The 21217-nt window shown below is 70.4% G+C and carries 20 protein-coding genes; 15 read left to right on the forward strand and 5 right to left on the reverse strand.

The features are described 5' to 3' along the window. From ABD369_RS22390 to ABD369_RS22405, 4 genes are all read left to right on the forward strand, one after another. A partial coding sequence (locus ABD369_RS22390) for a multifunctional oxoglutarate decarboxylase/oxoglutarate dehydrogenase thiamine pyrophosphate-binding subunit/dihydrolipoyllysine-residue succinyltransferase subunit (protein WP_344638284.1) occupies positions 1-3454 on the forward strand: 3454 nt, incomplete at its 5' end. Between the two features lie 107 nt (positions 3455-3561). Continuing rightward, positions 3562-3741 carry a DUF6104 family protein gene (locus ABD369_RS22395; RefSeq protein WP_344638285.1) on the forward strand — a complete coding sequence of 60 codons (180 nt, stop codon included), beginning with the start codon at positions 3562-3564 and terminating at the stop codon, positions 3739-3741. Positions 3742-3945: 204 nt separating this feature from the next. Further along, entirely contained in the window at positions 3946-4836 is an 891-nt protein-coding gene (locus ABD369_RS22400; RefSeq protein ID WP_344638286.1) for a DUF4097 family beta strand repeat-containing protein, read from the forward strand. A 1-nt stretch (position 4837) separates the two neighbouring features. Continuing rightward, positions 4838-5860 carry a PadR family transcriptional regulator gene (locus ABD369_RS22405; protein ID WP_344638287.1) on the forward strand — a complete coding sequence of 341 codons (1023 nt, stop codon included), beginning with the start codon at positions 4838-4840 and terminating at the stop codon, positions 5858-5860. 62 nt (positions 5861-5922) lie between these two features. On the opposite strand, the gene ABD369_RS22410 is transcribed toward ABD369_RS22405, so the two are convergent. Both ABD369_RS22410 and ABD369_RS22415 read right to left on the reverse strand, forming a co-directional pair. Further along, positions 5923-6885, reverse strand: a complete 963-nt coding sequence (locus ABD369_RS22410) for a zinc-binding dehydrogenase (protein ID WP_344638288.1) — start codon at positions 6883-6885, stop codon at positions 5923-5925. A gap of 125 nt (positions 6886-7010) precedes the next feature. Continuing rightward, positions 7011-8231, reverse strand: a complete 1221-nt coding sequence (locus ABD369_RS22415) for an NAD(P)-dependent malic enzyme (RefSeq protein WP_425557727.1) — start codon at positions 8229-8231, stop codon at positions 7011-7013. 682 nt (positions 8232-8913) lie between these two features. Here ABD369_RS22415 and ABD369_RS22420 point away from each other — a divergent pair. The 5 genes from ABD369_RS22420 to ABD369_RS22440 all read left to right on the forward strand — a co-directional run bounded on the left by ABD369_RS22420 (position 8914) and on the right by ABD369_RS22440 (position 13630). Next, a complete protein-coding gene (locus tag ABD369_RS22420; RefSeq protein WP_344638289.1) occupies positions 8914-9825 on the forward strand; it encodes an ABC transporter substrate-binding protein in 912 nt (303 codons plus the stop codon). Positions 9826-10181: 356 nt separating this feature from the next. Further along, complete coding sequence (locus ABD369_RS22425; RefSeq protein WP_344638290.1) at positions 10182-11111, forward strand: ABC transporter substrate-binding protein; 930 nt, start codon at positions 10182-10184, stop codon at positions 11109-11111. Between the two features lie 32 nt (positions 11112-11143). Then, a complete protein-coding gene (locus tag ABD369_RS22430; RefSeq protein ID WP_344638291.1) occupies positions 11144-12130 on the forward strand; it encodes an amino acid ABC transporter permease in 987 nt (328 codons plus the stop codon). Continuing rightward, complete coding sequence (locus ABD369_RS22435; protein WP_344638292.1) at positions 12127-12918, forward strand: amino acid ABC transporter ATP-binding protein; 792 nt, start codon at positions 12127-12129, stop codon at positions 12916-12918. The genes ABD369_RS22430 and ABD369_RS22435 overlap by 4 nt, the downstream gene beginning before the upstream one ends. Before the next feature lie 115 nt (positions 12919-13033). Next, positions 13034-13630, forward strand: a complete 597-nt coding sequence (locus ABD369_RS22440; RefSeq protein WP_344638293.1) for a CGNR zinc finger domain-containing protein — start codon at positions 13034-13036, stop codon at positions 13628-13630. Here the strand turns inward: ABD369_RS22440 and sodX are convergent. Next, positions 13614-14057 carry a nickel-type superoxide dismutase maturation protease gene (gene sodX, locus ABD369_RS22445; protein WP_344638294.1) on the reverse strand — a complete coding sequence of 148 codons (444 nt, stop codon included), beginning with the start codon at positions 14055-14057 and terminating at the stop codon, positions 13614-13616. The genes ABD369_RS22440 and sodX overlap by 17 nt on opposite strands. Before the next feature lie 193 nt (positions 14058-14250). On the opposite strand from sodX, the gene sodN reads away from it, so the two are divergent. The 4 genes from sodN (at position 14251) to ABD369_RS22465 (ending at position 17157) form a co-directional block, all read left to right on the forward strand. Continuing rightward, positions 14251-14649, forward strand: coding sequence for a superoxide dismutase, Ni (gene sodN, locus ABD369_RS22450; protein WP_344638295.1), 399 nt, complete (start codon positions 14251-14253; stop codon positions 14647-14649). Between the two features lie 129 nt (positions 14650-14778). After that, entirely contained in the window at positions 14779-15252 is a 474-nt protein-coding gene (locus tag ABD369_RS22455; protein WP_344638296.1) for a GNAT family N-acetyltransferase, read from the forward strand. Between the two features lie 231 nt (positions 15253-15483). Beyond that, complete coding sequence (locus ABD369_RS22460; RefSeq protein ID WP_344638297.1) at positions 15484-15897, forward strand: ATP-binding protein; 414 nt, start codon at positions 15484-15486, stop codon at positions 15895-15897. A 147-nt stretch (positions 15898-16044) separates the two neighbouring features. Further along, positions 16045-17157 (forward strand): RNA polymerase sigma factor SigF, encoded by a 1113-nt coding sequence (locus ABD369_RS22465; protein ID WP_344638298.1) that lies wholly within the window; start codon positions 16045-16047, stop codon positions 17155-17157. 54 nt (positions 17158-17211) lie between these two features. Here ABD369_RS22465 and ABD369_RS22470 read toward each other — a convergent pair whose 3' ends face one another. Then, entirely contained in the window at positions 17212-17640 is a 429-nt protein-coding gene (locus ABD369_RS22470; RefSeq protein WP_344638299.1) for a hypothetical protein, read from the reverse strand. 51 nt (positions 17641-17691) lie between these two features. Between ABD369_RS22470 and ABD369_RS22475 the strand changes: the two genes are divergently transcribed. Further along, positions 17692-18663 carry a diacylglycerol/lipid kinase family protein gene (locus ABD369_RS22475; RefSeq protein WP_344638300.1) on the forward strand — a complete coding sequence of 324 codons (972 nt, stop codon included), beginning with the start codon at positions 17692-17694 and terminating at the stop codon, positions 18661-18663. Between the two features lie 361 nt (positions 18664-19024). Further along, entirely contained in the window at positions 19025-19276 is a 252-nt protein-coding gene (locus tag ABD369_RS22480; RefSeq protein WP_014138019.1) for a WhiB family transcriptional regulator, read from the forward strand. A 380-nt stretch (positions 19277-19656) separates the two neighbouring features. On the opposite strand, the gene ABD369_RS22485 is transcribed toward ABD369_RS22480, so the two are convergent. Then, on the reverse strand, positions 19657-21174 hold the full coding sequence (locus ABD369_RS22485) for a histidine kinase N-terminal domain-containing protein (RefSeq protein ID WP_344638301.1): 1518 nt from the start codon (positions 21172-21174) through the stop codon (positions 19657-19659). Positions 21175-21217 lie beyond the last annotated feature (43 nt).

Raw genomic sequence — 21217 nt, forward strand, 5'->3', positions numbered from 1 at the left:
GCCGGCGCCCGCGCCACTCGGCGCAGCCCCCACCGCGCCGCCCGCGCCCAAGGCCGCCGCCCCGGCCGCGCCCGCGCCGGCCGCGGAGGGCCCCGAGCTGATCCAGCTGCGCGGTCCGGCCAAGGCCGTCGCCAGCAACATGGACGCCTCGCTGGAGGTGCCGACCGCGACCTCGGTGCGCGCGGTCCCGGCCAAGCTGCTGATCGACAACCGCATCGTCATCAACAACCACCTGCAGCGCGCCCGTGGCGGCAAGGTCTCCTTCACCCACCTGATCGGCTACGCCCTGGTCCAGGCCGTCAAGGCCAACCCGGGCATGAACTACAGCTACCAGGTGAAGGACGGCAAGGCCTACCTGGTCAAGCCCGAGCACGTGAACCTGGGCCTGGCCATCGACCTGGTCAAGCCGAACGGTGACCGCCAGCTGGTCGTCGCGGCCATCAAGAAGGCCGAGACGCTGGACTTCTTCGGCTTCTGGCAGGCCTACGAGGACATCGTCCGCCGCGCCCGCGCCAACAAGCTGACCATGGACGACTTCACCGGCGTCACGGTCTCGCTGACCAACCCCGGCGGCATCGGCACCGTCCACTCGGTCCCGCGCCTGATGCAGAACCAGGGCACCATCGTCGGTGTCGGCGCCATGGAGTACCCGGCCGAGTTCCAGGGCTCCTCCCCGGAGACGCTGGCCCGCCTGGGCGTCTCCAAGATCATGACGCTCACCTCGACCTACGACCACCGGGTCATCCAGGGTGCCGCCTCCGGTGAGTTCCTGCGCTCGATCCACCAGCTGCTGCTGGGCGAGCACAACTTCTACGACGAGGTCTTCGAGTCCCTTCGGATCCCGTACGAGCCGGTCCGCTGGGCGACCGACGTCGCCGCCACCCACGAGGACGAGGTCAACAAGACCGCCCGCGTGATGGAGCTGATCCACGCCTACCGCGTGCGCGGCCACCTGATGGCGGACACCGACCCGCTGGAGTACAAGCAGCGCCGGCACCCGGACCTGGACGTGGTCTCGCACGGCCTGACCCTGTGGGACCTGGAGCGCGAGTTCGCGGTCGGCGGCTTCGGCGGCCAGAAGATGATGAAGCTTCGCGACATCCTCGGCCTGCTGCGCAACACCTACTGCCGCACCGTCGGCATCGAGTACATGCACATCCAGGACCCGAAGCAGCGCAAGTGGCTGCAGGAGCGCCTGGAGAAGCCGTACACCAAGCCCGAGCGCGAGGAGCAGCTGCGCATCCTGCGCCGGCTGAACTCCGCCGAGGCCTTCGAGACCTTCCTGCAGACCAAGTACGTCGGGCAGAAGCGTTTCTCGCTGGAGGGCGGCGAGTCGCTCATCCCGCTGCTGGACGCCACCATCGACGCCGCCGCCGAGCACCGCCTGGACGAGGCCGTCATCGGCATGGCCCACCGCGGACGCCTGAACGTGCTGGCCAACATCGTCGGCAAGCCGTACGGCAAGATCTTCGGCGAGTTCGAGGGCAACCTCGACCCGAAGTCGATGCACGGCTCCGGCGACGTGAAGTACCACCTGGGCGCCGAGGGCACCTTCACCGGCCTGGACGGCGAGACCATCAAGGTCTCGCTCGCTGCGAACCCCTCCCACCTGGAGGCCGTGGACCCGGTCGTCGAGGGCATCGCCCGCGCCAAGCAGGACATCCTGGACCAGGGCGGCACCACCTTCCCGGTGCTGCCGATCCAGATCCACGGTGACGCGGCCTTCGCCGGCCAGGGCGTCGTCGCGGAGACCCTGAACATGTCGCAGCTGCGCGGCTACCGCACCGGCGGCACCGTGCACGTCGTGGTGAACAACCAGGTCGGCTTCACCGCCGCCCCGGCGTCCAGCCGCTCCTCGATGTACTGCACCGACGTGGCCCGCATGATCGAGGCCCCGATCTTCCACGTGAACGGCGACGACCCGGAGGCCGTGGTCCGCGTCGCGCGGCTCGCCTTCGAGTTCCGCCAGACGTTCCACAAGGACGTCGTGATCGACCTCATCTGCTACCGCCGCCGCGGTCACAACGAGGCCGACAACCCGTCGTTCACCCAGCCGCTGATGTACGACCTGATCGACAAGAAGCGCTCGGTGCGCAAGCTGTACACCGAGGGCCTGATCGGCCGTGGCGACATCACCATGGAAGAGGCGGAGCAGGCGCTCCAGGACTTCCAGGGCCAGCTGGAGAAGGTCTTCTCCGAGGTCCGCGCGGCCGCCACCGCCCCGGCTCCGGCCGCCAACGGCAAGCCGGTCGCCGACTTCCCGGTCTCCATCCAGACCGCCATCTCCGAGGAGATGGTGAAGCGGATCGCCGCCTCGCAGGTCAACCTGCCGGACTGGCTGACCGTCCACCCGCGTCTGCTGCCGCAGCTGCAGCGCCGCGCCGCCTCGGTCGAGGACAACACCATCGACTGGGCGATGGGCGAGACGCTCGCCATCGGCTCGCTGCTGATGGAGGGCCACCCGGTCCGCCTGGCCGGCCAGGACAGCCGCCGCGGCACCTTCGGCCAGCGCCACGCGGTCCTGATCGACCGCAACACCGGCGAGGACTACACCCCGCTGCTGTACCTGACCGAGGACCAGGCCCGTTACACCGTCTACGACAGCCTGCTGTCGGAGTACGCGGCGATGGGCTTCGAGTACGGCTACTCGCTGACCCGCCCGAACGCGCTGGTCATGTGGGAGGCGCAGTTCGGTGACTTCGTCAACGGCGCGCAGACCATGGTGGACGAGTACATCGCCTCCGCCGAGCAGAAGTGGGGCCAGCACTCCGGCGTCACCCTGCTGCTGCCGCACGGCTACGAGGGCCAGGGCCCGGACCACTCGTCCGCCCGCCCGGAGCGCTTCCTCCAGCTGTGCGCGCAGAACAACATGACGGTCGCGATGCCGACGCTGCCGTCGAACTACTTCCACCTGCTGCGCTGGCAGGCGCACAACCCGCACCACAAGCCGCTGGTCGTCTTCACCCCGAAGTCGATGCTGCGCCTGAAGGCGGCGGCGTCGGCCACCTCGGAGTTCCTCTCCGGCTCGTTCCGCCCGGTCATCGGCGACACCACCGTGAACCCGGTGAACGTGCGCAAGGTGGTCATCACCTCCGGCAAGTTCTACTACGACCTGGAGGCGGCCCGCGCCGAGCGCGGCGTCACCGACACCGCGATCGTCCGGATGGAGCGGCTCTACCCGCTGCCGGTGGCCGAACTCCAGGAGGAGCTGGCCCGCTACGGCGACAACGTCCAGTTCATCTGGGCGCAGGAGGAGCCGGCCAACCAGGGTGCCTGGCCGTTCATCGCGATGAACCTGGTCGACCACCTGCAGGTCGTCATCGGCCGCAGCGCGGGCGGTGGCGCCCGCCTGCTCCGCGTCGCCCGCCCGGCCTCCTCGGCCCCCGCGGTCGGCTCGGCCAAGCGGCACGCCGCCGAGCAGCAGGCTCTCCTCGACGAGGTCTTCAGCCTCTGAGTCGACGGCCTCGCAAGGCACTGAAGGGCCCGGTCCCCGCTCCGGCGGGGGCCGGGCCCGCGGCTATCCTGACCAGGTCAATTCCCATCGGAGCGGAGCGCAGAACCGTGTACTTCACCGACCGAGGCATCGAGGAACTGGAGAACCGGCGCGGCGAGGAGGAGGTCACCTTCGAGTGGCTGGCCGAGCGGCTGCGGGAGTTCGTCGACCTCAACCCCGACTTCGAGATCCCGGTCGAGCGGCTGGCCACCTGGCTGGCCCGGCTGGACGACGAGGACGAGGACTGATCCGCGCGGCATCGAGGGCCCGGAGGCAACCGCCTGCCGGGCCCTCGGCGTGCGTGCGGTCGGGGCTGCCCCTACGGGAGAGACCGCCGCCCCTGCGGGAGAGACCAGGGTCGGGGCGACCTTGACTTGGCCGTTACGCGATATATCGTCTTAGGCAGGTAGACGCGATACATCGCGAAACGCTCAACGGGAGGCGACAGCACCATGAACCAGTGGACGGTCAGCGAGCCGCAGCGCATCGGCTTCGACGGACAGCAGGTCGACACCCTGCACGTGCGTACCATCGGCGGCGCGGTCAACGTCGTCGCCACCGAGGGCCCGGCCCGCCTGGAGGTCACCGAGCTGGAGGGTGAGCCGCTGCTGGTCAGCCTGGAGGACGGCGTCCTCACCGTGACCTACAAGGACCTCAGCTGGAGCGAGTTCGGCGAGGCCGTGAAATCGGTGCAGTCGGTCAAGTACTTCTTCGCCTCGCTGCGCCGCAAGCGCCGGGCCGTCGTCTCGCTGGCCGTCCCGGCCGGCGCCGAGGTCAAGGTCGGCACCGTCTCGGCCGACGCCACCGTCTCCGGGTTCACCGGCAAGGTCTCGGTGAACGGCGCCAGCGGTGAGACCACCCTCGTCGGCCTCACCGGCCGGACCGACGCCAACACCGTCTCCGGCGACGTGGACGCCCAGTCGGTGGCCGGCGAGTTGCGGGTCAACACCGTCTCCGGCCGGGTCACACTGGTCGCCGGCGAGGCCGAGAAGGTCCAGGCCAACTCCGTCAGCGGCGACGTCACCCTCGACCTGGACGTCGAGACCGCCGCCGACATCCGCGTCACCACCGTCAGCGGCGCGGTCGGCGTCCGGCTGCCCTCGCTCGCCGACACCCAGGTCGAGGCCGGCACCACCAGCGGCGACCTGACCAGCACCTTCGACGAACTCAAGCTCGGCGGCACCTGGGGCGCCAAGAAGCTCTCCGGCCAGCTCGGCAGCGGCAGCGGCAGGCTCCAGGTCACCACCGTCTCCGGCGCGGTGACGGTGCTCCGCCGCCCCGAGCCGGACGACCGCCCCAACCTGGTGAAGGAACTCCCCTCCGCCGGCACTCAGGAGGCATGACATGACCCCCGTCTTCGGCCACGGCCGACTCCGGCTGTACCTGCTGAAGCTCCTGGACGAGGCCCCACGCCACGGCTACGAGGTGATCCGCCTGCTGGAGGAGCGCTTCCAGGGGCTGTACGCCCCCTCGGCCGGCACCGTGTACCCCCGGCTGGCGAAGCTGGAGAAGGAGGGCCTGGTCACCCACAGCACCGAGGGCGGCCGGAAGGTCTTCCGGCTCACCGACGCCGGGCGCGCCGAACTGGGCCTCCGCCAGGACGAATTGGCCGAGCTGGAGGTGGAGATCCGGGAGTCGGTGGCCCAGCTGGCCGGAGCGATCCGCGAGGACGTCCGGGACAGTGCCAAGGACCTGCGCGAGGAGCTCTGGGGCGCGGCCCGGCAGGCACCCAGGCCGCAGGCCGAGGGCGGGGGCCCGTGGGACGGCGCGTGGGGCGACAAGGAGTCCTGGCAGCGGGCCAAGGAGGAGTTCGCCCAGTTCAAGGCGCAGGCCAAGGAACAGGCCAAGCGGGCCAGGGAGCAGGAGCGGGCCGCCAAGGCGAAGGCCAAGGCAGCCGAGGACGAGGCCCGCAGGCTGCGCGAGCAGGCCAGGGCGGCCAGGTCCGCCGCACAGCAGGAGGCGCTGCGGATCAAGCGCCGGGTGGAGCAGCAGGTCCGCGAGGCCACCGCCCGCGGCGACTGGTCCACCGGGCTGGCCGAGGGGCTCTCCGAACTGACCCGCGGCCTGGCCGGGTTGGCGGACGCCGCCAAGTGGGGCCATTCCGCGGCGCCCGAGGAGGAGATCCGGATCACCCGGATCGACCTGGACAAGGAGAACGCCGGCGGCGAGGCCCCCGCGGACCTTCCCCCGTGGACCGTGGCCGACCCTTCGGCCGACCCCTCCCGGGAGTTGGAGCGCCTGCTCGACCGCTTCCGCGACCAGGTCAGGGACACCGCCCGGGACACCGGCGTGACCGCGACCCAACTCGCCGACTCCCGGGTCGTATTGGCGGCGGCGGCACAGCGCCTGCGCGACCTGCTCCACTGAGCGCCTTCCCAGGGGCGCGGTTTCCCCGCGCCCCTGCGGAACTGCCGCGTTCCCTCGGCGGGTTACGGCGTCAGGACCAGCTTGCCGAAGACGTCGCCCTTGGCGAGGCGGGCGAAGGCGTCCCGGGCCCCGGTGAGCGGGAACACGCTGTCGATCACCGGCCGGATGCCGGTGTTGACGCATAGCGAGAGCAACCCGGCGAGTTCGTCCTTGGTGCCCATGGTGGAGCCCGCCACGTTGAGCTCCAGGAAGAAGATCCGGTTCAGCTCGGTCGCCGGCGGGTTGTAGCCGGAGGTAGCGCCGGAGATGACGATGGTGCCACCGGGCTTGAGGGCCTTGACCGAGTGCGCCCAGGTGGCGGCGCCGACGGTCTCCATCACCGCGTCCACCCGCTCCGGCAGCCGGGCCCCGCTCTCGAACGCGGCGTCCGCGCCGAGCTCGACCGCCCGGGCCCGCTTGACCTCGTCCCGTCCGGTCACCCAGACCCGCAGCCCGGCCGCCTTGGCGAGGACCACCAGTGCGGTGGCCACCCCGCCGCCCGCGCCCTGGACCAGCACGGTGTCACCGGGCTTGACGCCCGCTTTGGTGAAGAGCATCCGGTAGGCCGTCAGCCAGGCGGTGGGCAGGCAGGCGGCCTGCTCGAAGGTGAGTTCGGCCGGCTTGGGCAGCAGGTTCCACGTCGGCACGGCGACCCGCTGGGCGAAGGTGCCCTGGTAGCGCTCGGTCAGCAGGGAGCGCGGTTCGTCGGGGCCGACCCCGTGGCCGCTCTGGCCGATCACGGAGTGGATGACCACCTCGTTGCCGTGCTCGTCCACCCCGGCGGCATCGCAGCCGAGGATCATCGGCAGCCGCTCCGCGGGCAGTCCCACGCCACGCAGTGACCACAGGTCGTGGTGGTTGAGGGTGGCGGCCTTCACCGTCACCACACTCCAGCCGGGTCGGGCCTGCGGTTCGGGGAGGTCCCCCAACTCCAGTGCGCTGAGCGGATCGTCGGCGTCGATACGTGCGGCATAGGCAGCGAACATGCCCCGGACGATAGCCGCGCCGGCCGTGGGCCGGAACCACGCGGAGGTGTGACCTCCACCGCGTGTCCCGGCCCAGCCGATTGGCCGGGGCGCTCCCACAGGTCCCGGGCCGCCTCCCGCGGGCGCTACCGCCGGGCGACGCCCTCGGCACGGGCGGCCTCGGCCACGGCCTTGGCGACCGCCGGGGCGACCCGCTCGTCGAACGGCGAGGGGATGACCTTCTGCGGCGTCAGCTCGTCGGCGACGACGGCGGCCAGTGCCTCGGCGGCGGCCAGCTTCATGCCCTCGGTGATCCGGCGGGCCCGGACCTGGAGGGCGCCGGCGAAGATGCCGGGGAAGGCCAGCACGTTGTTGATCTGGTTCGGGAAGTCGCTGCGCCCGGTGGCCACCACGGCCGCGTACTTGTGCGCGACCTCGGGGTGGATCTCCGGGTTGGGGTTGGCCATCGCGAAGACGAAGCAGCCATCGGCCATGGTGGCGACGACCTCCTCGGGCACCGTGCCGCCGGAGACCCCGATGAAGACGTCCGCGCCCGCGAGCGCCTCGGCCAGCGAGCCCTTGAGCCCGGCCTTGTTGGTCTGTGCGGCGATCTCGGCCTTGACGTCGGTGAGGTCCTCCCGGCCCTGGTGCACCACACCGCGCCGGTCGCAGACCGCCACGTCGCCGATGCCGGCCGCGACCAGCATCTTGGCGATCGCGATACCGGCCGCGCCCGCACCGGAGATGACGGCCCGCAGGTCACCGATCCGGCGGCCGGTCACCTTGGCGGCGTTCCGCAGCGCGGCGGTGGTGACGATCGCGGTGCCGTGCTGGTCGTCGTGGAAGACCGGGATGTCCAGGGCGTCCTGGAGCCGGCGCTCGATCTCGAAGCAGCGCGGGGCGGAGATGTCCTCCAGGTTGACGCCGCCGAAGGACGGGGCGAGCCGGACCACGGTCTCCACGATCTCGTCGACCTCGGTGCAGGCCAGCGCGATCGGGACCGCGTCCACGCCGCCGAACTGCTTGAAGAGGATCGCCTTCCCCTCCATCACCGGCAACGAGGCCTCCGGCCCGATGTCGCCGAGGCCGAGCACCGCGGTGCCGTCGGTGACCACCGCGACCACGTTGGACTTCCAGGTGTAGTCGTCCACCAGCTCGGGCTGCTCGGCGATGGCCGTGCAGACCCGGGCCACGCCGGGGGTGTAGGCGAGGGACAGATCGTCCGCGTCACGCACCGGCACCGTGGCGCGCACCTCCATCTTGCCGCCGCGGTGCAGTGCGAAGACCGCGTCGACGAGGTCGTCGCCCGCGGCGAAGCCGCTGGTCGGCTGGGCCTGGGTGTTCGGGTGGATGATCTCCGCTGCCACTATGACCTCTTCGTCATGATCGGCGAGGGCGCTCGGCCGGCGGCCGGCCCGCCCGGTCCGCCTCCCGGGGTCCGGGAGAAGCGGAAACCGGGTACGCGAGGCGTACCCGGAACCGGGTCGGAGCGCGGCCGTCGGGCGCGCCCTCTGGTGAGGGTTGGTTTTCTGCGCTGTGCTTCCGCTCTGCCAGAGCGTCATCCGGCCGGGGCCGGACCCTTGAGCCTAAGTCGGACAAAGGCGTCCTACCTACGCCTTTCTGTCCTCTTCACGCACTGGTCATCGCTTGATCACCACTTGACGACCGGGGGTTTCTCAAGTACCGGACGGCCGGCGGCGACACGGCGACCGAGCGCGCGCACTCGCAGGAGTGAACCCGGGCACGAAGGAAAGTCGGCGCTTGGGATCCAGAGTCGGCGTCGTCGACTTCCGGTCCTGCGCACCCCGGGCCTTCCCCCGCCCTATCGACGGAGACGGCCCGGCGGTCCGAGTTCTGTTCGGGGGTCACCCGCTAGCAGATTCTGGCACACCCCCCGTGCGTCGGGCAGATGGGGATGGCAGGATCCCCGTTTTAAGCCACCGGTCATCCCGGGGCTGCGGGTCGTCAGGATGCCGCGGGACCCGGTCGATCGGCGTACCCGGGTGCCCCGGCGGCCCAGCACTCTTTGCCCAACCGGAGGAGCCACACATGCATCGAACGTCACCACTGACCGCGAGCCGCGCCGGGGTGACCCTGGTGGCCGGCGCCTTGCTGCTCACCGCCTGCAGCGGCGGCTCGTCCCCCAAGAACGCGGACAGCGAGGACCTGCACGGCAAGCTGCCCGCGGCGGTGAAGTCGGCCGGGGTGCTGAAGATCGGCTCGGACCTCAACTACGCCCCGGTGGAGTTCAAGGGCCAGAACGGCGACGCGACCGGACTCGACCCGGACATCGCCGAGGCGATCGGCAAGGAGCTCGGACTGAAGATCCAGTTCGTGGACACCGGGTTCGACAAACTGCTGCCCGCGCTGCAGGCCAAGGACATCGATGTCGCGATGTCCGCGCTGAGCGACACCCGCCAGCGCCGGGACGGCACCGACGACAGCGGCAAGCGGACGGGCCCCGGGGTGGACTTCGTCGACTACTTCATCGCCGGGACGTCGATCCTGGTGCAGAAGGGCAATCCGAAGGCCATCAGGAACCTGGACGACCTGTGCGGCCACACCGTCACACTCCAGCGCGGCACCACCCAGGCCGCGATAGCCGAGCGGCAGATCAACTCCTGCGACAAGCTGAAGAAGCCGCTGACCGTGCACCAGCTGGACACCGACGACGAGGCGCTGGCCGAACTCGGCTCGGGCAAGGCGGTGGCCGACCTGAACGACTTCCCGGTCGCAGCCCATGTCTCGGCGATCGACTCCGACAAGTACCAGGTCGCCAGCGCGCAGCTGCAGCCAGGTCCGTACGGCATCGCGCTGCGGAAGTCCGACACCGTGCTGCGGGACCTGATGGCCAAGGCGCTGGACCGGGTGATCCGCGGCGGCGAGTACGACAAGATCCTCGCCAAGTGGAACGTTTCGGCGGGCGCCGCCCAGAACGCGGTGATCAACGGGGGCTTCTGACGTCACGTCAGCAATTCGGGGATCCCCCCACGAGCGCCGCACAGGACTGCATATCTATGCATTGGAAAACATGTGTATAGTATTTGTTCGGATAGCGGACATACCGAGCCCCCGTTATCCGATTTTGATCTGAATATGGGCCCGCGCCCCGACACCGAGTGGCAGGATTCCCCCCAACTCGGTTCGAAAAGCGCCTCCTTCGGCCCGCCGGCCGGGTGGGGGTAGCCCCCGGTCGACGGCTGGGGGGAGTGCCGTTCGTCGAGCCCGCGCGATCAGATCGTCCACCTCGGCGGAGGGTGGCGAAAAAGGACCACGGCACAGCTTCCACCCGACCTCTCCCACGGAGGAGTTCCCCGATGACCGCCCGCACCTCGCGCCCCCGTCTCCTGGCGACCGGCGCCGCCCTCACCGGCGCCGCCCTCGCACTGACCGCCTGCGGCAGCAGCGGCGGCTCCTCCGGCGGCGGCGCGGCCAACCCGAGCGCCAGCGTCAAGGCGGTCACCGCCGACCCGGCGCTGGCCTCACTCGTCCCCGCCGACGTCAAGGCCGCCGGCAAGCTGGTGGTCGGCGCCGACGCCTCCTACGCGCCGGACGAGTTCAAGGACGACAAGGGCAACATCGTAGGCATGGACGTCGACCTGGCCGACGCGATCGCGCAGAAGCTCGGCCTGACCGCCGAGGTCCAGAACTCCGACTTCACCTCGATCATCCCGGGCATCGACGCGAAGAAGTACCAGCTCGGCATGAGCTCCTTCACCGACACCAAGGAGCGCGAGCAGACCGTCGACATGGTCAGCTACTTCACCTCGGGCATCGCGTTCGCGGTCAAGAAGGGCAACCCGGACAAGATCGCCACCGATGACCTGTGCGGCAAGAAGATCGCCGTCCAGACCGGCACCACCGAGGTCGACGACATCAAGGGCAACATCAACCCCGCCTGCACCAAGGCCGGCAAGCCGGCCGTCCCGAACGACGGCGACAAGTTCGACCTGCAGACCGATGTCACCAACGCCCTGGTGTCCGGTCGCGACCAGGTCATGAGCGCCGACTCGCAGGTCATCGACTACGCCATCAAGCAGACCAACGGCCAGCTGGAGAAGCTCGGCGAGACCCGCGACAGCGCCCCGTACGGGATCGCGCTGGCCAAGGGCTCCCCGCTGACCAAGGCGGTCCAGGGTGCCGTCCAGTCGCTGATGGACGACGGCACCTACAAGCAGATCCTGCAGAAGTGGAACGTCGAGGCCGGGGCGATCGGCAAGTCCGAGATCAACGCCGCCAAGAGCTGACCCCGCCGACACGCATCCCTGAGGCCACCAACGTGAATTCTCCCGACCAGGGGGCGGCGGCACCGGAACGGCACCGGACCATCAAGGCCGTCCCCGTCCGCCACCCCGGACGCTGGGCCGGAGCCGTCGTCATCGCCGTACTCGCGGCGATGCTGCTCCACGCCCTCATCTTCAACCCGGCGTTCCAGTGGGACGTCGTCGGCAAGTACCTGTTCGACTCCGGCATCGTGCACGGGCTCGGGGTCACCCTCGAGCTGACCGCGCTCTCCATGGTCATGGGCGTGGTCGGCGGGATCGTCCTCGCGGTGATGCGACTGTCGCCGAACCCGCTGCTCGCCGGCACCGCCTGGTGCTACATCTGGGTCTTCCGCGGCACCCCCGTGCTGGTCCAGCTGGTCTTCTGGAACTTCCTCGGCGCACTCTGGCCGAAGCTGTCGCTCGGTATCCCGTTCGGCCCCTCGTTCTGGTCGGAATCGACCAACTCGCTGATCCCGGTGTTCACCGCGGCCCTGCTGGGCCTCGGCCTCAACGAGGCCGCCTACATGGCCGAGATCGTCCGCGGCGGCATCCAGTCGGTGGACGAGGGCCAGAGCGAGGCGGCGCACGCGCTCGGCATGAGCCGGTTCCAGACCATGCGCAGGATCATCCTGCCGCAGGCCATGCGGGTGATCATCCCGCCGACCGGCAACGAGACCATCTCGATGCTCAAGACCACCTCGCTGGTCAGCGTGATCGCCCTGGAGGAACTCTTCCGGGCCGGCCAGAACATCTACTCGCGCAACTTCCAGACCGTTCCGCTACTGATCACCGTCAGCCTCTGGTACCTCTTCCTGACCTCGGTGCTGACCATCGGGCAGTACTACATCGAGCGGTACTACGCCCGCGGCACCACCCGCACCCTGCCGCCGACCCCGCTGCAGCGGATCCGCAGCTTCTTCCGCGGCAGCCCGCTGCCCCCGGCCCCGCCGACGGTCGTCTCGGGCTCGCCGCACAGTGGACCGGGAGGTGGTCCGTCATGACCGACCTGGAAAAGCCCCGAACCTCCGGCCGGCCCATGGTCATGGCCGAGGGCGTGCGCAAGTCCTACGGCACGGTCGAGGTGCTCAAGGGCATCGACCTGGAGGTGAAGCAGGGCGAGGTGTTCTGCCTGATCGGGCCGTCCGGCTCCGGCAAGTCGACCTTCCTGCGGTGCATCAACCACCTGGAGAAGATCAACGGCGGTCTGCTCTCGGTCGACGGCGAGCTGGTCGGCTACCGGATGAAGGGCGGCAAGCTCCACGAGCTGAAGGACCGCGAGGTCGCCCTGCAGCGGCGCGACATCGGCATGGTCTTCCAGCGGTTCAACCTCTTCCCGCACATGACCGCGCTGGAGAACGTCATCGAGGCGCCGGTGCAGGTCAAGAAGGAGAGCCGGGCCGACGCCAAGGAGCGCGCGATGGCCCTGCTGGAGCGGGTCGGGCTGGCCGACAAGGCCGGGAACTACCCGACCCAGCTCTCCGGCGGCCAGCAGCAGCGCGTCGCCATCGCCCGCGCGCTGGCGATGAAGCCCAAGCTGATGCTCTTCGACGAGCCCACCTCCGCGCTCGACCCCGAGCTGGTCGGCGACGTCCTGGACGTCATGCGCGGCCTCGCCGAGGAGGGCATGACGATGATCGTCGTCACCCATGAGATGGGCTTCGCCCGCGAGGTCGGCGACGCGCTGGTGTTCATGGACGGCGGTGTGGTGGTGGAGTCCGGCCACCCGCGCGACGTCCTCACCGACCCGCGGCACGAACGCACCAGGGCCTTCCTCTCCAAGGTGCTCTGAACCGAGCGCCGCCGCGGCGCCCGGCGGGAGCGGTTCCCGCCGGGCGCCGACGCGTTCCCGCCGCAGGTAATACCCTGGACCCAGATCGCCTGTTACGGCCCAGGGAAGGACCACCGTGGAGCTCGCCTCGTACGCCGACTATGCCGTCCGGCTGGTGAACAGTGAGGAGCCGGACCGCGGCACCGACACTCTCACCTCCGTGGACGCCGTACGCGCGCTCTTCGGCACCCCCTCGCGGGCCTCCGCGCTCACCGACGAGAGCGACCTGCCCCGGCTGCGGGCCGTCCGGGTCCGGCTTCGCGGGGTCTTCGAGTCCGCGGCCGAGGGCGACCAGGTCCGCGCGGTGGACCTGCTGAACAGCCTGCTGGTCGAGTACCCGGTCAGCCCTCTGATCTCCGGCCACGACGACCTGAACCCGGAGGGGCAGCCGCACTGGCACCTGCACCTGGCCGACAACGCGCCCACCGCCGCCGCCAACTTCACCGCCGTCGCCTGCATGGGCCTGGCCATCCACCTCACCGAGCTGGGCGTCGACCGGCTCGGCATCTGCCAGGCCGCGCCCTGCCGCAACGCCTACCTGGACACCTCGACCAACCGCTCGCGCCGCTACTGCTCGGACCGCTGCGCCACCCGCGCCAACGTGGCCGCCTACCGGGCCCGCAAGCGCGAGGAGGCCCAGCGGGCCGCACAGGCCGTCACAGCTCGGAACTGACCGGGCGGTGGACCCCGAGGCGGTCCGCCAGCGCGCCCAACCGGGCCAGCGGACCGTACGTCAGGGCCCGCTCCAGCGCCGGGGCCGGGGCCAACCAGGCCGGTCGCGGGCGCATCCGCAGCAGTACCCGTCCGAGCACCAGCTCGTCCGGCACCGCGCCGTACTCCCGGCTGTCGGTCACCACCAGCGGGTTGTCCGACATCAGCCACCAGCCGCCCCGGCGCCGTCCGGCCGCGCGCTTGACCACCAGCAGGTCCTGCCGCAGCGGATGCCGGAACAGCACCACCGCGCCCGGGCGGATCCGCGCACCGTAGTGGACCAGCACCTGGTCCCCGTCCCGCAGGATGGGGCGCATCGACGGACCGGCCACGTCGACCACCCCGAACGGCAGCGGCCCGCCGCCCCTCTCCGCCCGACCGACCGTCATCCGCCATCTCCCGCTCTCTGGTGTCCCGGTGTGCCGGGTTCAGCTTCCCCCAGCTTCGGGCGGGATTCGAAGGCCGCCCGAAATCGCCCGATTGGCCCTCCTCCTTTGGCCCTAGGCCCCCGGCCCAGCCACGAAACAGGGCAGGCGGAGCGGTAGTCTCAGGCGCGGGAAGACGATCTAAGGAAGGACTCCCATGTTCTCTCGTCTGTTTGCACCGCGCGCCACCGCGCACGCCCACTGCGACCTGCCCTGCGGCGTCTACGACCCGGCCCAGGCCCGCATCGAGGCCGAGTCGGTGAAGGCGACTCAGGAGAAGTACCAGGCCAACGAGGACCCGCAGTTCCGCACCCGCGCCCTGGTCATCAAGGAGGAGCGCGCCGAGCTGGTCAAGCACCACCTCTCGGTGCTGCACACCGACTACTTCAAGGCCCCGCACTTCGAGAAGTACCCGCAGCTGCACGACCTGTTCAACCGCGCCGGCAAGGCCGCCTCGGCCACCAAGGCGTCCACGGACCCGGCCACCGGCCAGGCGCTGCTCGACCTGATCGCCGAGATCGACGCCATCTTCTGGGAGACCAAGAAGGCCGCCTGATCACCACCGGCAGCTGACAGGGCCCGTCCGCCGACCGCGCGGCCGGGCCCTCCGGCGTTCTGGACCGGCCGGCAACGGACCGTGAAAACGGCCTCCCGGCGGCGGTGGGTCCGCGAGTACCCTCACCGTATGATCCGCACCGTCGACATCAGCGACGTCCCCGTCATCCACGCCATGATCCGCGAGCTGGCCGACTACGAGCGGGCCCCGCACGAGGCGCGGGCCACCGAGGAGCAGCTGCGCGACGCCCTGTTCGGGGAGCACCCGGCCGTCTTCGGCCTGATCGCCGAGGACGACGCCAGCGGCCAGCCGGTGGGCTTCGCACTGTGGTTCCGCAACTTCTCCACCTGGCGCGGCACCCACGGCGTCTACCTGGAGGACCTGTACGTCCGCCCGAGCGCCCGCGGCGGCGGCCACGGCAAGGCGCTGCTGACCGAGCTGGCGCGGATCTGCGTGGAACGCGGCTACTCCCGCCTGGAGTGGTCCGTACTGGACTGGAACGAACCCTCGATCGGGTTCTACAAGTCACTGGGCGCCGTGCCCATGGACGAGTGGACGGTTTTCCGGCTGACCGACGACGCTCTCGCGGAGCTGGGCAGCTGATCCGGGCCCGTTCGCTCGTTCCCGTGACGGCACGCCCGGATCGCGACACCGGGCCGCCTCTCGCGGTAACGTCTCGGGCGGATGCGCGGCGTTCCGGCCTCTCCCGGGTGGGTATGACCGGTACGTACCGCACCACCCCTCTGGACAGTTGGGGCGAAGCAGTTGAGCCAAGCAACAGGAAGTGCCGCGGCCGCAGCGCCGCAAGCACCGCGCGTCACCCAGGAGGTGAGGGTGTCCCAGATCGACGGCGAGCCCGGAGTGAAGGACTTCGTGGAGGTCCGGCTGCCCGCAGCGGGGGCCTACCTCTCGGTGCTGCGAACGGCCACCGCCGGACTCGCGGCCCGGCTGGACTTCACCCTGGACGAGATCGAGGATCTCCGGATCGCGGTGGACGAGGCCTGCGCCATCCTGCTCCAGCAGGCGGTGCCGGGCTCGATCCTCAGCTGCGAGTTCCGGCTGGTCGGGGACTCGCTCAGGGTCACCGTCGCCGCGCCGACCACCGACGGCAAGGCGCCCGAGCGGGACACCTTCGCCTGGACGGTGCTCTCCGCGCTGGCCGGCGAGGTGGACTCCTCGGTCGGCCCGGACAACACGGTGTCGATCAGCCTGCACAAGAAGCGCGGCGGGGCGACCGCCCCGGCGTGAGAGCAGGTCGAAGGGCGCGCCGAGCGCGCCGGCGAGCAGGAGCCGGCCGTACAGCCGTACGCGCGTTTCCCCGCGCGTACGGCTCCCCCGTACCGCAGTGCGGTACAACCAATGTGAAGTGCTCCCGGAACGGAACGGGTGATCGCCGTGAGTGATCTGGACCGCACAGGTGTGGCCGGCAGCCCGGCCGCCCCCGCCGACGTGGCCGTGCCGCCCCAGGCGAGCGACGCCGCCCCGTACCTCTCCCGAGACTCCGCGGAAGACCGAACCGCGGCAGCCGACGTGCACCCGAAGGACACCCATCGGATGAGCCAGCCGACCGGCCCGACGCCGGACCAGCAGCCGGAGGCCCAGCAGCCGGGCCGCGCCCAGGACGAAGGGCTCGCCCGGGACGAGTTCGGGGCCGAGGACGACCTCGCCGAGGAGCTGACGGCCGAGGAGCTGAGGGCCGCCGCCGAGGCGGTCCGCAGCGCGGTCCCCGCCCAGGACCGGCACCGGTCCGGCGCGCCCGACCGGGAGGCTGCCCGGGCGCTCTTCATCCGGCTCGCGGCGCTGCCCGAGGGGTCGCCCGAGCGGGTCGAGCTGCGCAACCAGCTGGTCCGGATGCACATCCCGCTGGTGGAGCACCTGGCCCGGCGCTTCCGCAACCGCGGCGAGCCGCTGGACGACCTCACCCAGGTCGCCACCATCGGCCTGATCAAGTCGGTGGACCGCTTCGACCACGCGCGCGGGGTGGAGTTCTCCACCTACGCCACTCCGACGATCGTCGGCGAGATCAAGCGGCACTTCCGGGACAAGGGGTGGGCGGTGCGGGTCCCGCGCCGGCTGCAGGAGCTGCGGCTCTCGCTCACCACCGCGACCAGCGAGCTCTCCCAGCGGCACGGCCGCTCCCCCACGGTGCACGAGCTGGCCGAGCACCTCGGCATCTCCGAGGAGGACGTGCTGGAGGGTCTGGAGTCCGCCAACGCGTACTCCACGCTCTCACTGGACGTTCCGGACAGCGACGACGAGTCGCCGGCCGTGGCGGACACCCTGGGGGCGACCGACGAGGCGCTGGAGGGCGTCGAGTACCGCGAGTCGCTCAAACCGCTGCTCGCCCAACTCCCACCGCGCGAACAGAAGATCCTGGTGCTGCGGTTCTTCCGGAACATGACGCAGTCTCAGATCGCCGCCGAGGTGGGCATCTCTCAGATGCACGTCTCCCGGCTGCTGGCCCGGACCCTGGCGCAGCTGCGGGAGAAGCTGCTGGTCGAGGAGTGACACTGACGTACGGCCGGAGCGCTGATGCCTCCGGCCGTACGCGTACGGTGCCGCTCAGGCGGCCTTCGGGCCGTAGAGGGCCTCGGTGGCGCGCGGGCTGAGCAGGCTGACCACACCGAACAGGCCGAGGACCGCGATCACGACCGCCAGCGCGGGCATCACGCCGTCGCCCTGCCACATGTAGTACGCGACCGGCAGACAGATGGTGTTGGTCAGTACGGCCGGACTGCGGCCCCAGCGCCGGAGCCCGAACAGGGCGCGCGCGGCCGCCAGCGGCAGCAGGCCCATCACCAGCAGGATCACGCCGCCGAACTCACTGCGGCCGAGCGCCGCCGAGTCGCCGAGCAGTCCCGAGACCATGTCGTAGATGCCCCAGCCGGTCAGGACGGCCCCTTCGAGCGCGGTGATGACGGCGCCCCGGAGCAGCGGGGCCGGCCGGTCCGGGGTCGGCCCGCCCGGGGCCTGCGTAGTTTCTGCGGTCACTCCAGCAGGGTAACCGCAGCCTTGCCCGTACGGCCCCGTAGGCTGATCGACATGCGCGCACTCCTGGTCGTGAACCCCAAGGCCACCACCACCAGCGGACGCACCCGTGATGTGCTGATCCACGCGCTGCGCAGCGATCTGAAGCTGGATGTCGCGGAGACCGAGTACCGGGGCCACGCCCGGGACCTGGCCCGCCAGGCGGCCGTCGAGGACGGGGTGGACCTGGTGGTGGCGCTCGGTGGCGACGGCACCGTCAACGAAGTGGTGAACGGTCTGCTGTCGAACGGCCCGTCCGACCGGCTGCCGCGCCTGGCGGTGGTGCCCGGGGGCAGCACCAACGTCTTCGCCCGCGCGCTGGGCCTGCCGAACGACCCGGTGGAGGCGACCGGCGCCCTGCTGGACGCGGTGGAGCACGGGCGGGAACGGGCGATCGGCCTGGGCAAGGCGATGACCGAGGGCCTGCCGGACCGCTGGTTCACCTTCACCGCAGGGCTCGGCTTCGACGCCGGGGTGGTCGGCCGGGTCGAGGAGCAGCGCAGGTCGGGCCGTCGGTCCACGCACACGCTGTACGTCAACCAGGCACTCCGGCACTACATCACTGAGCGTGAGCATCGCCGGAAGGGCCCGATTCACCTGGAGATCAATGGCCGGGAACCGGTGCCGGGGTTGGTGATGGCGATAGTGTCCAACACCTCGCCATGGACTTTTCTGGGCAATCGCCCGGTGGTCCCCTCCCCCCTCGCATCCTTCGATACCGATCTTGATGTCTTCGGCATCACTCGAATGACGGCGTTCGGCACGGCTCGAACGGTCCGTCAGATTCTGTGCTCGCACAGTCCTGCTAATGGCTCCGCGAAGCCGGTTGGCCCACACGGAAAGCACGTTGTCTCCTATCACGACGTCAGGCACTTCACCTTGGTTTCACAGGAACCGGCCCCATTTCAGGTCGATGGGGACCACCTTGGAGACAGGAGTCGCGTCAGTTTCACAGGCGTTCGGCGGGCACTGCGTGTGATTGTGTGACCAGAAGGCGGTTTCCTCCTTCTTGTCGAACGCGCAAGCCCCCTTCACCCCATAGAAGTACGGGCTGTGAGCTAGGCGACACCGAAGAATCAAAAATTCCTACCCGAAGGGGGTTGTATCCCGGCCCGAGGTTTGCGAACCTCTACATGGCGATCGGGACACGTCCCAGCGGCCCCGCTGGACGGGCGTCACAGGCGACGGCTCCCTTGATCCGCCCGAACCCCACCCCAAGCACAGACCACCCAGGCCCGGGCGGGCCCTTGGTCTCTTTAGCTGTTGTGGGATTCGTGAAAGCGTTCACATTCACAAGCCCATCGAGTGTGTCGGCCGGGCCACCGCCCGCCGACCGGAGGAGTTGGACATGGACTGGCGCCACCGCGCTGTCTGCCGCGAAGAGGACCCGGAGCTCTTCTTCCCGATCGGGAACACCGGTCCCGCTCTGCTGCAGATCGAGGAAGCCAAGGCCGTGTGCCGCCGCTGCCCCGTCATGGAGCAGTGCCTGCAGTGGGCGCTGGAGACCGGCCAGGACGCCGGCGTCTGGGGCGGCATGAGCGAGGACGAGCGTCGTGCCATGAAGCGCCGCGCTGCCCGCAACCGCGCCCGCACCGCCTGACGCACCATCAGCTCGACCTGATCAACCCATGATCAAGGGCTCCGCCGCCGCGACCGTGGTCGCGCGCTCGGCCGAGCCTTCCGCAGAACGGACCACGCCTCGGCGAGGTCCGGACCACGCCGAGCGGCCAGGCCACTTGATACCGTTCACTTAGAGCAATACTGTGGACCTGAGACGCTCACCGTGTGCAACACACGGGCCCGGCGTCGCACCACCAAAGAGCCCCCGTTCCGGCCGACTCCCCCCGACGGCCGGAACGGGTTGAGAGGCCCTGTCGACCCACCCCCCCGGTCGACAGGGCCTCGTTGGTGTCACCGCCCACCCGCCCGAGGGTGCGCCGTGCGGCCTCGGCACTCCGCTCGGTCCGGCGCCCGCGGCGGCTACGGAACGGGGATCTCCAGGACCACCTTGGTGCCACCGTCCGGTGCCGCGACCATGTCGAAGCTGCCGCCCAGTTCGTTGGTGCACAGGGTGCGGACGATCTGCAGACCGAGGTTGCCCTCCTGCTGGGGATCGAAGCCCTCGGGCATGCCCCTGCCGTCGTCCTGCACTGTGATCAGCAGGTACTCGGCGGGTCGACCACCGGCGTTCCAGCTGTCCGACCAGCCCTTGCCGCTCGCCGGGGCCCGGCCGCGCAGTGCGCTGACCTCCAGGTTCCCCTCGGCCTTGGTGCCGAAGGCGTGCTCCAGCGCGTTCTGCAGCAGTTCGGTGAGCACCATCGCCAGCGGGGTGGCGATCTCGGCGGGGAGGATGCCGAAGCTGCCGGTGCGCCTGGTCACCACGCGGCCGTCCTGGGACAGCTCCTTGACCATCATCAGCACCCGGTCGGCGATCTCGTCGAAGGCCACCCTCTCGTCCAGGGCCTGGGAGAGCGTCTCGTGCACGATCGCGATCGAGCCCACTCGCCGGACGGCCTCGTCCAGCGCGGCCCGCCCGGCCTCGGAGTCCATCCGGCGGGCCTGGAGGCGCAGCAGTGCGGCGACCGTCTGCAGATTGTTCTTCACCCGGTGGTGGATCTCCCGGATAGTGGCGTCCTTGGTCATCAGCTCCCGGTCGCGCCGGCGCAGTTCGGTGACGTCCCGGCAGAGCACCAGCGAGCCGGTGAGCGTGCCCTTCGGCTTGAGCGGGATGGCCCGCAGGGTGACCACTCCCCCCTGGACCTCGACCTCGGTCTGCCGGGGGGCCCAGCCACTGGCCAGCTTGACCAGCGCCTCGTGCACCGCGCCGCGCGACGGCGGCACCAACTCTGCCGTGGTGGTGCCGAGATGACTCCCGACCAGGTCGGTGGTGAGGCCGAGGCGGTGGTAAGCGGAGAGCGCGTTGGGGCTGGCATAGGTGACGATGCCCTCGGCGTCCAGCCGGATCAGGCCGTCGCCGACCCGGGGAGCGGCGTCCATGTCGGTCTGCTCGGCCGGGTAGGGAAACGTTCCTGCCGCGATCATCTGGGCCAGGTCGGAGGCGCTCTGCAGATAGGTGAGCTCCAGTCGACTGGGGGTGCGCACGGTCAGCAGGTTGGTGTTGCGGGCGATCACCCCGAGCACCCGGCCCTCGCGCCGGACCGGGATCGACTCGACCCGCACCGGGACCTCCTCGCGCCACTCCGGGTCCCCCTCGCGGACGATCCGGCCCTCGTCGAAGGCGGCGTCCAGCAGCGGGCGGCGGCCACGCGGGACCAGGTGCCCCACCATGTCGTCCTGGTAGGAGGTCGGGCCGGTGTTGGGGCGCATCTGGGCGACCGAGACGTACCGGATGCCGTCCCAGGTGGGGATCCAGAGCACCAGGTCGGCGAAGGAGAGGTCCGAGAGCAGCTGCCACTCCGAGACCAGCATGTGGAGCCACTCCACATCGGCACCGGTCAGCGTGGTGTGGCGGCGGACGAGTTCGTTCAGCGAGGGCACAGTGCGAGCGTAACCGGAGGCGGGAGTACCGGGCCCGTGGCCA

Source organism: Kitasatospora cystarginea (genome assembly GCF_039533515.1).
GTDB classification, from domain to species: Bacteria; Actinomycetota; Actinomycetes; order Streptomycetales; family Streptomycetaceae; genus Kitasatospora; species Kitasatospora cystarginea.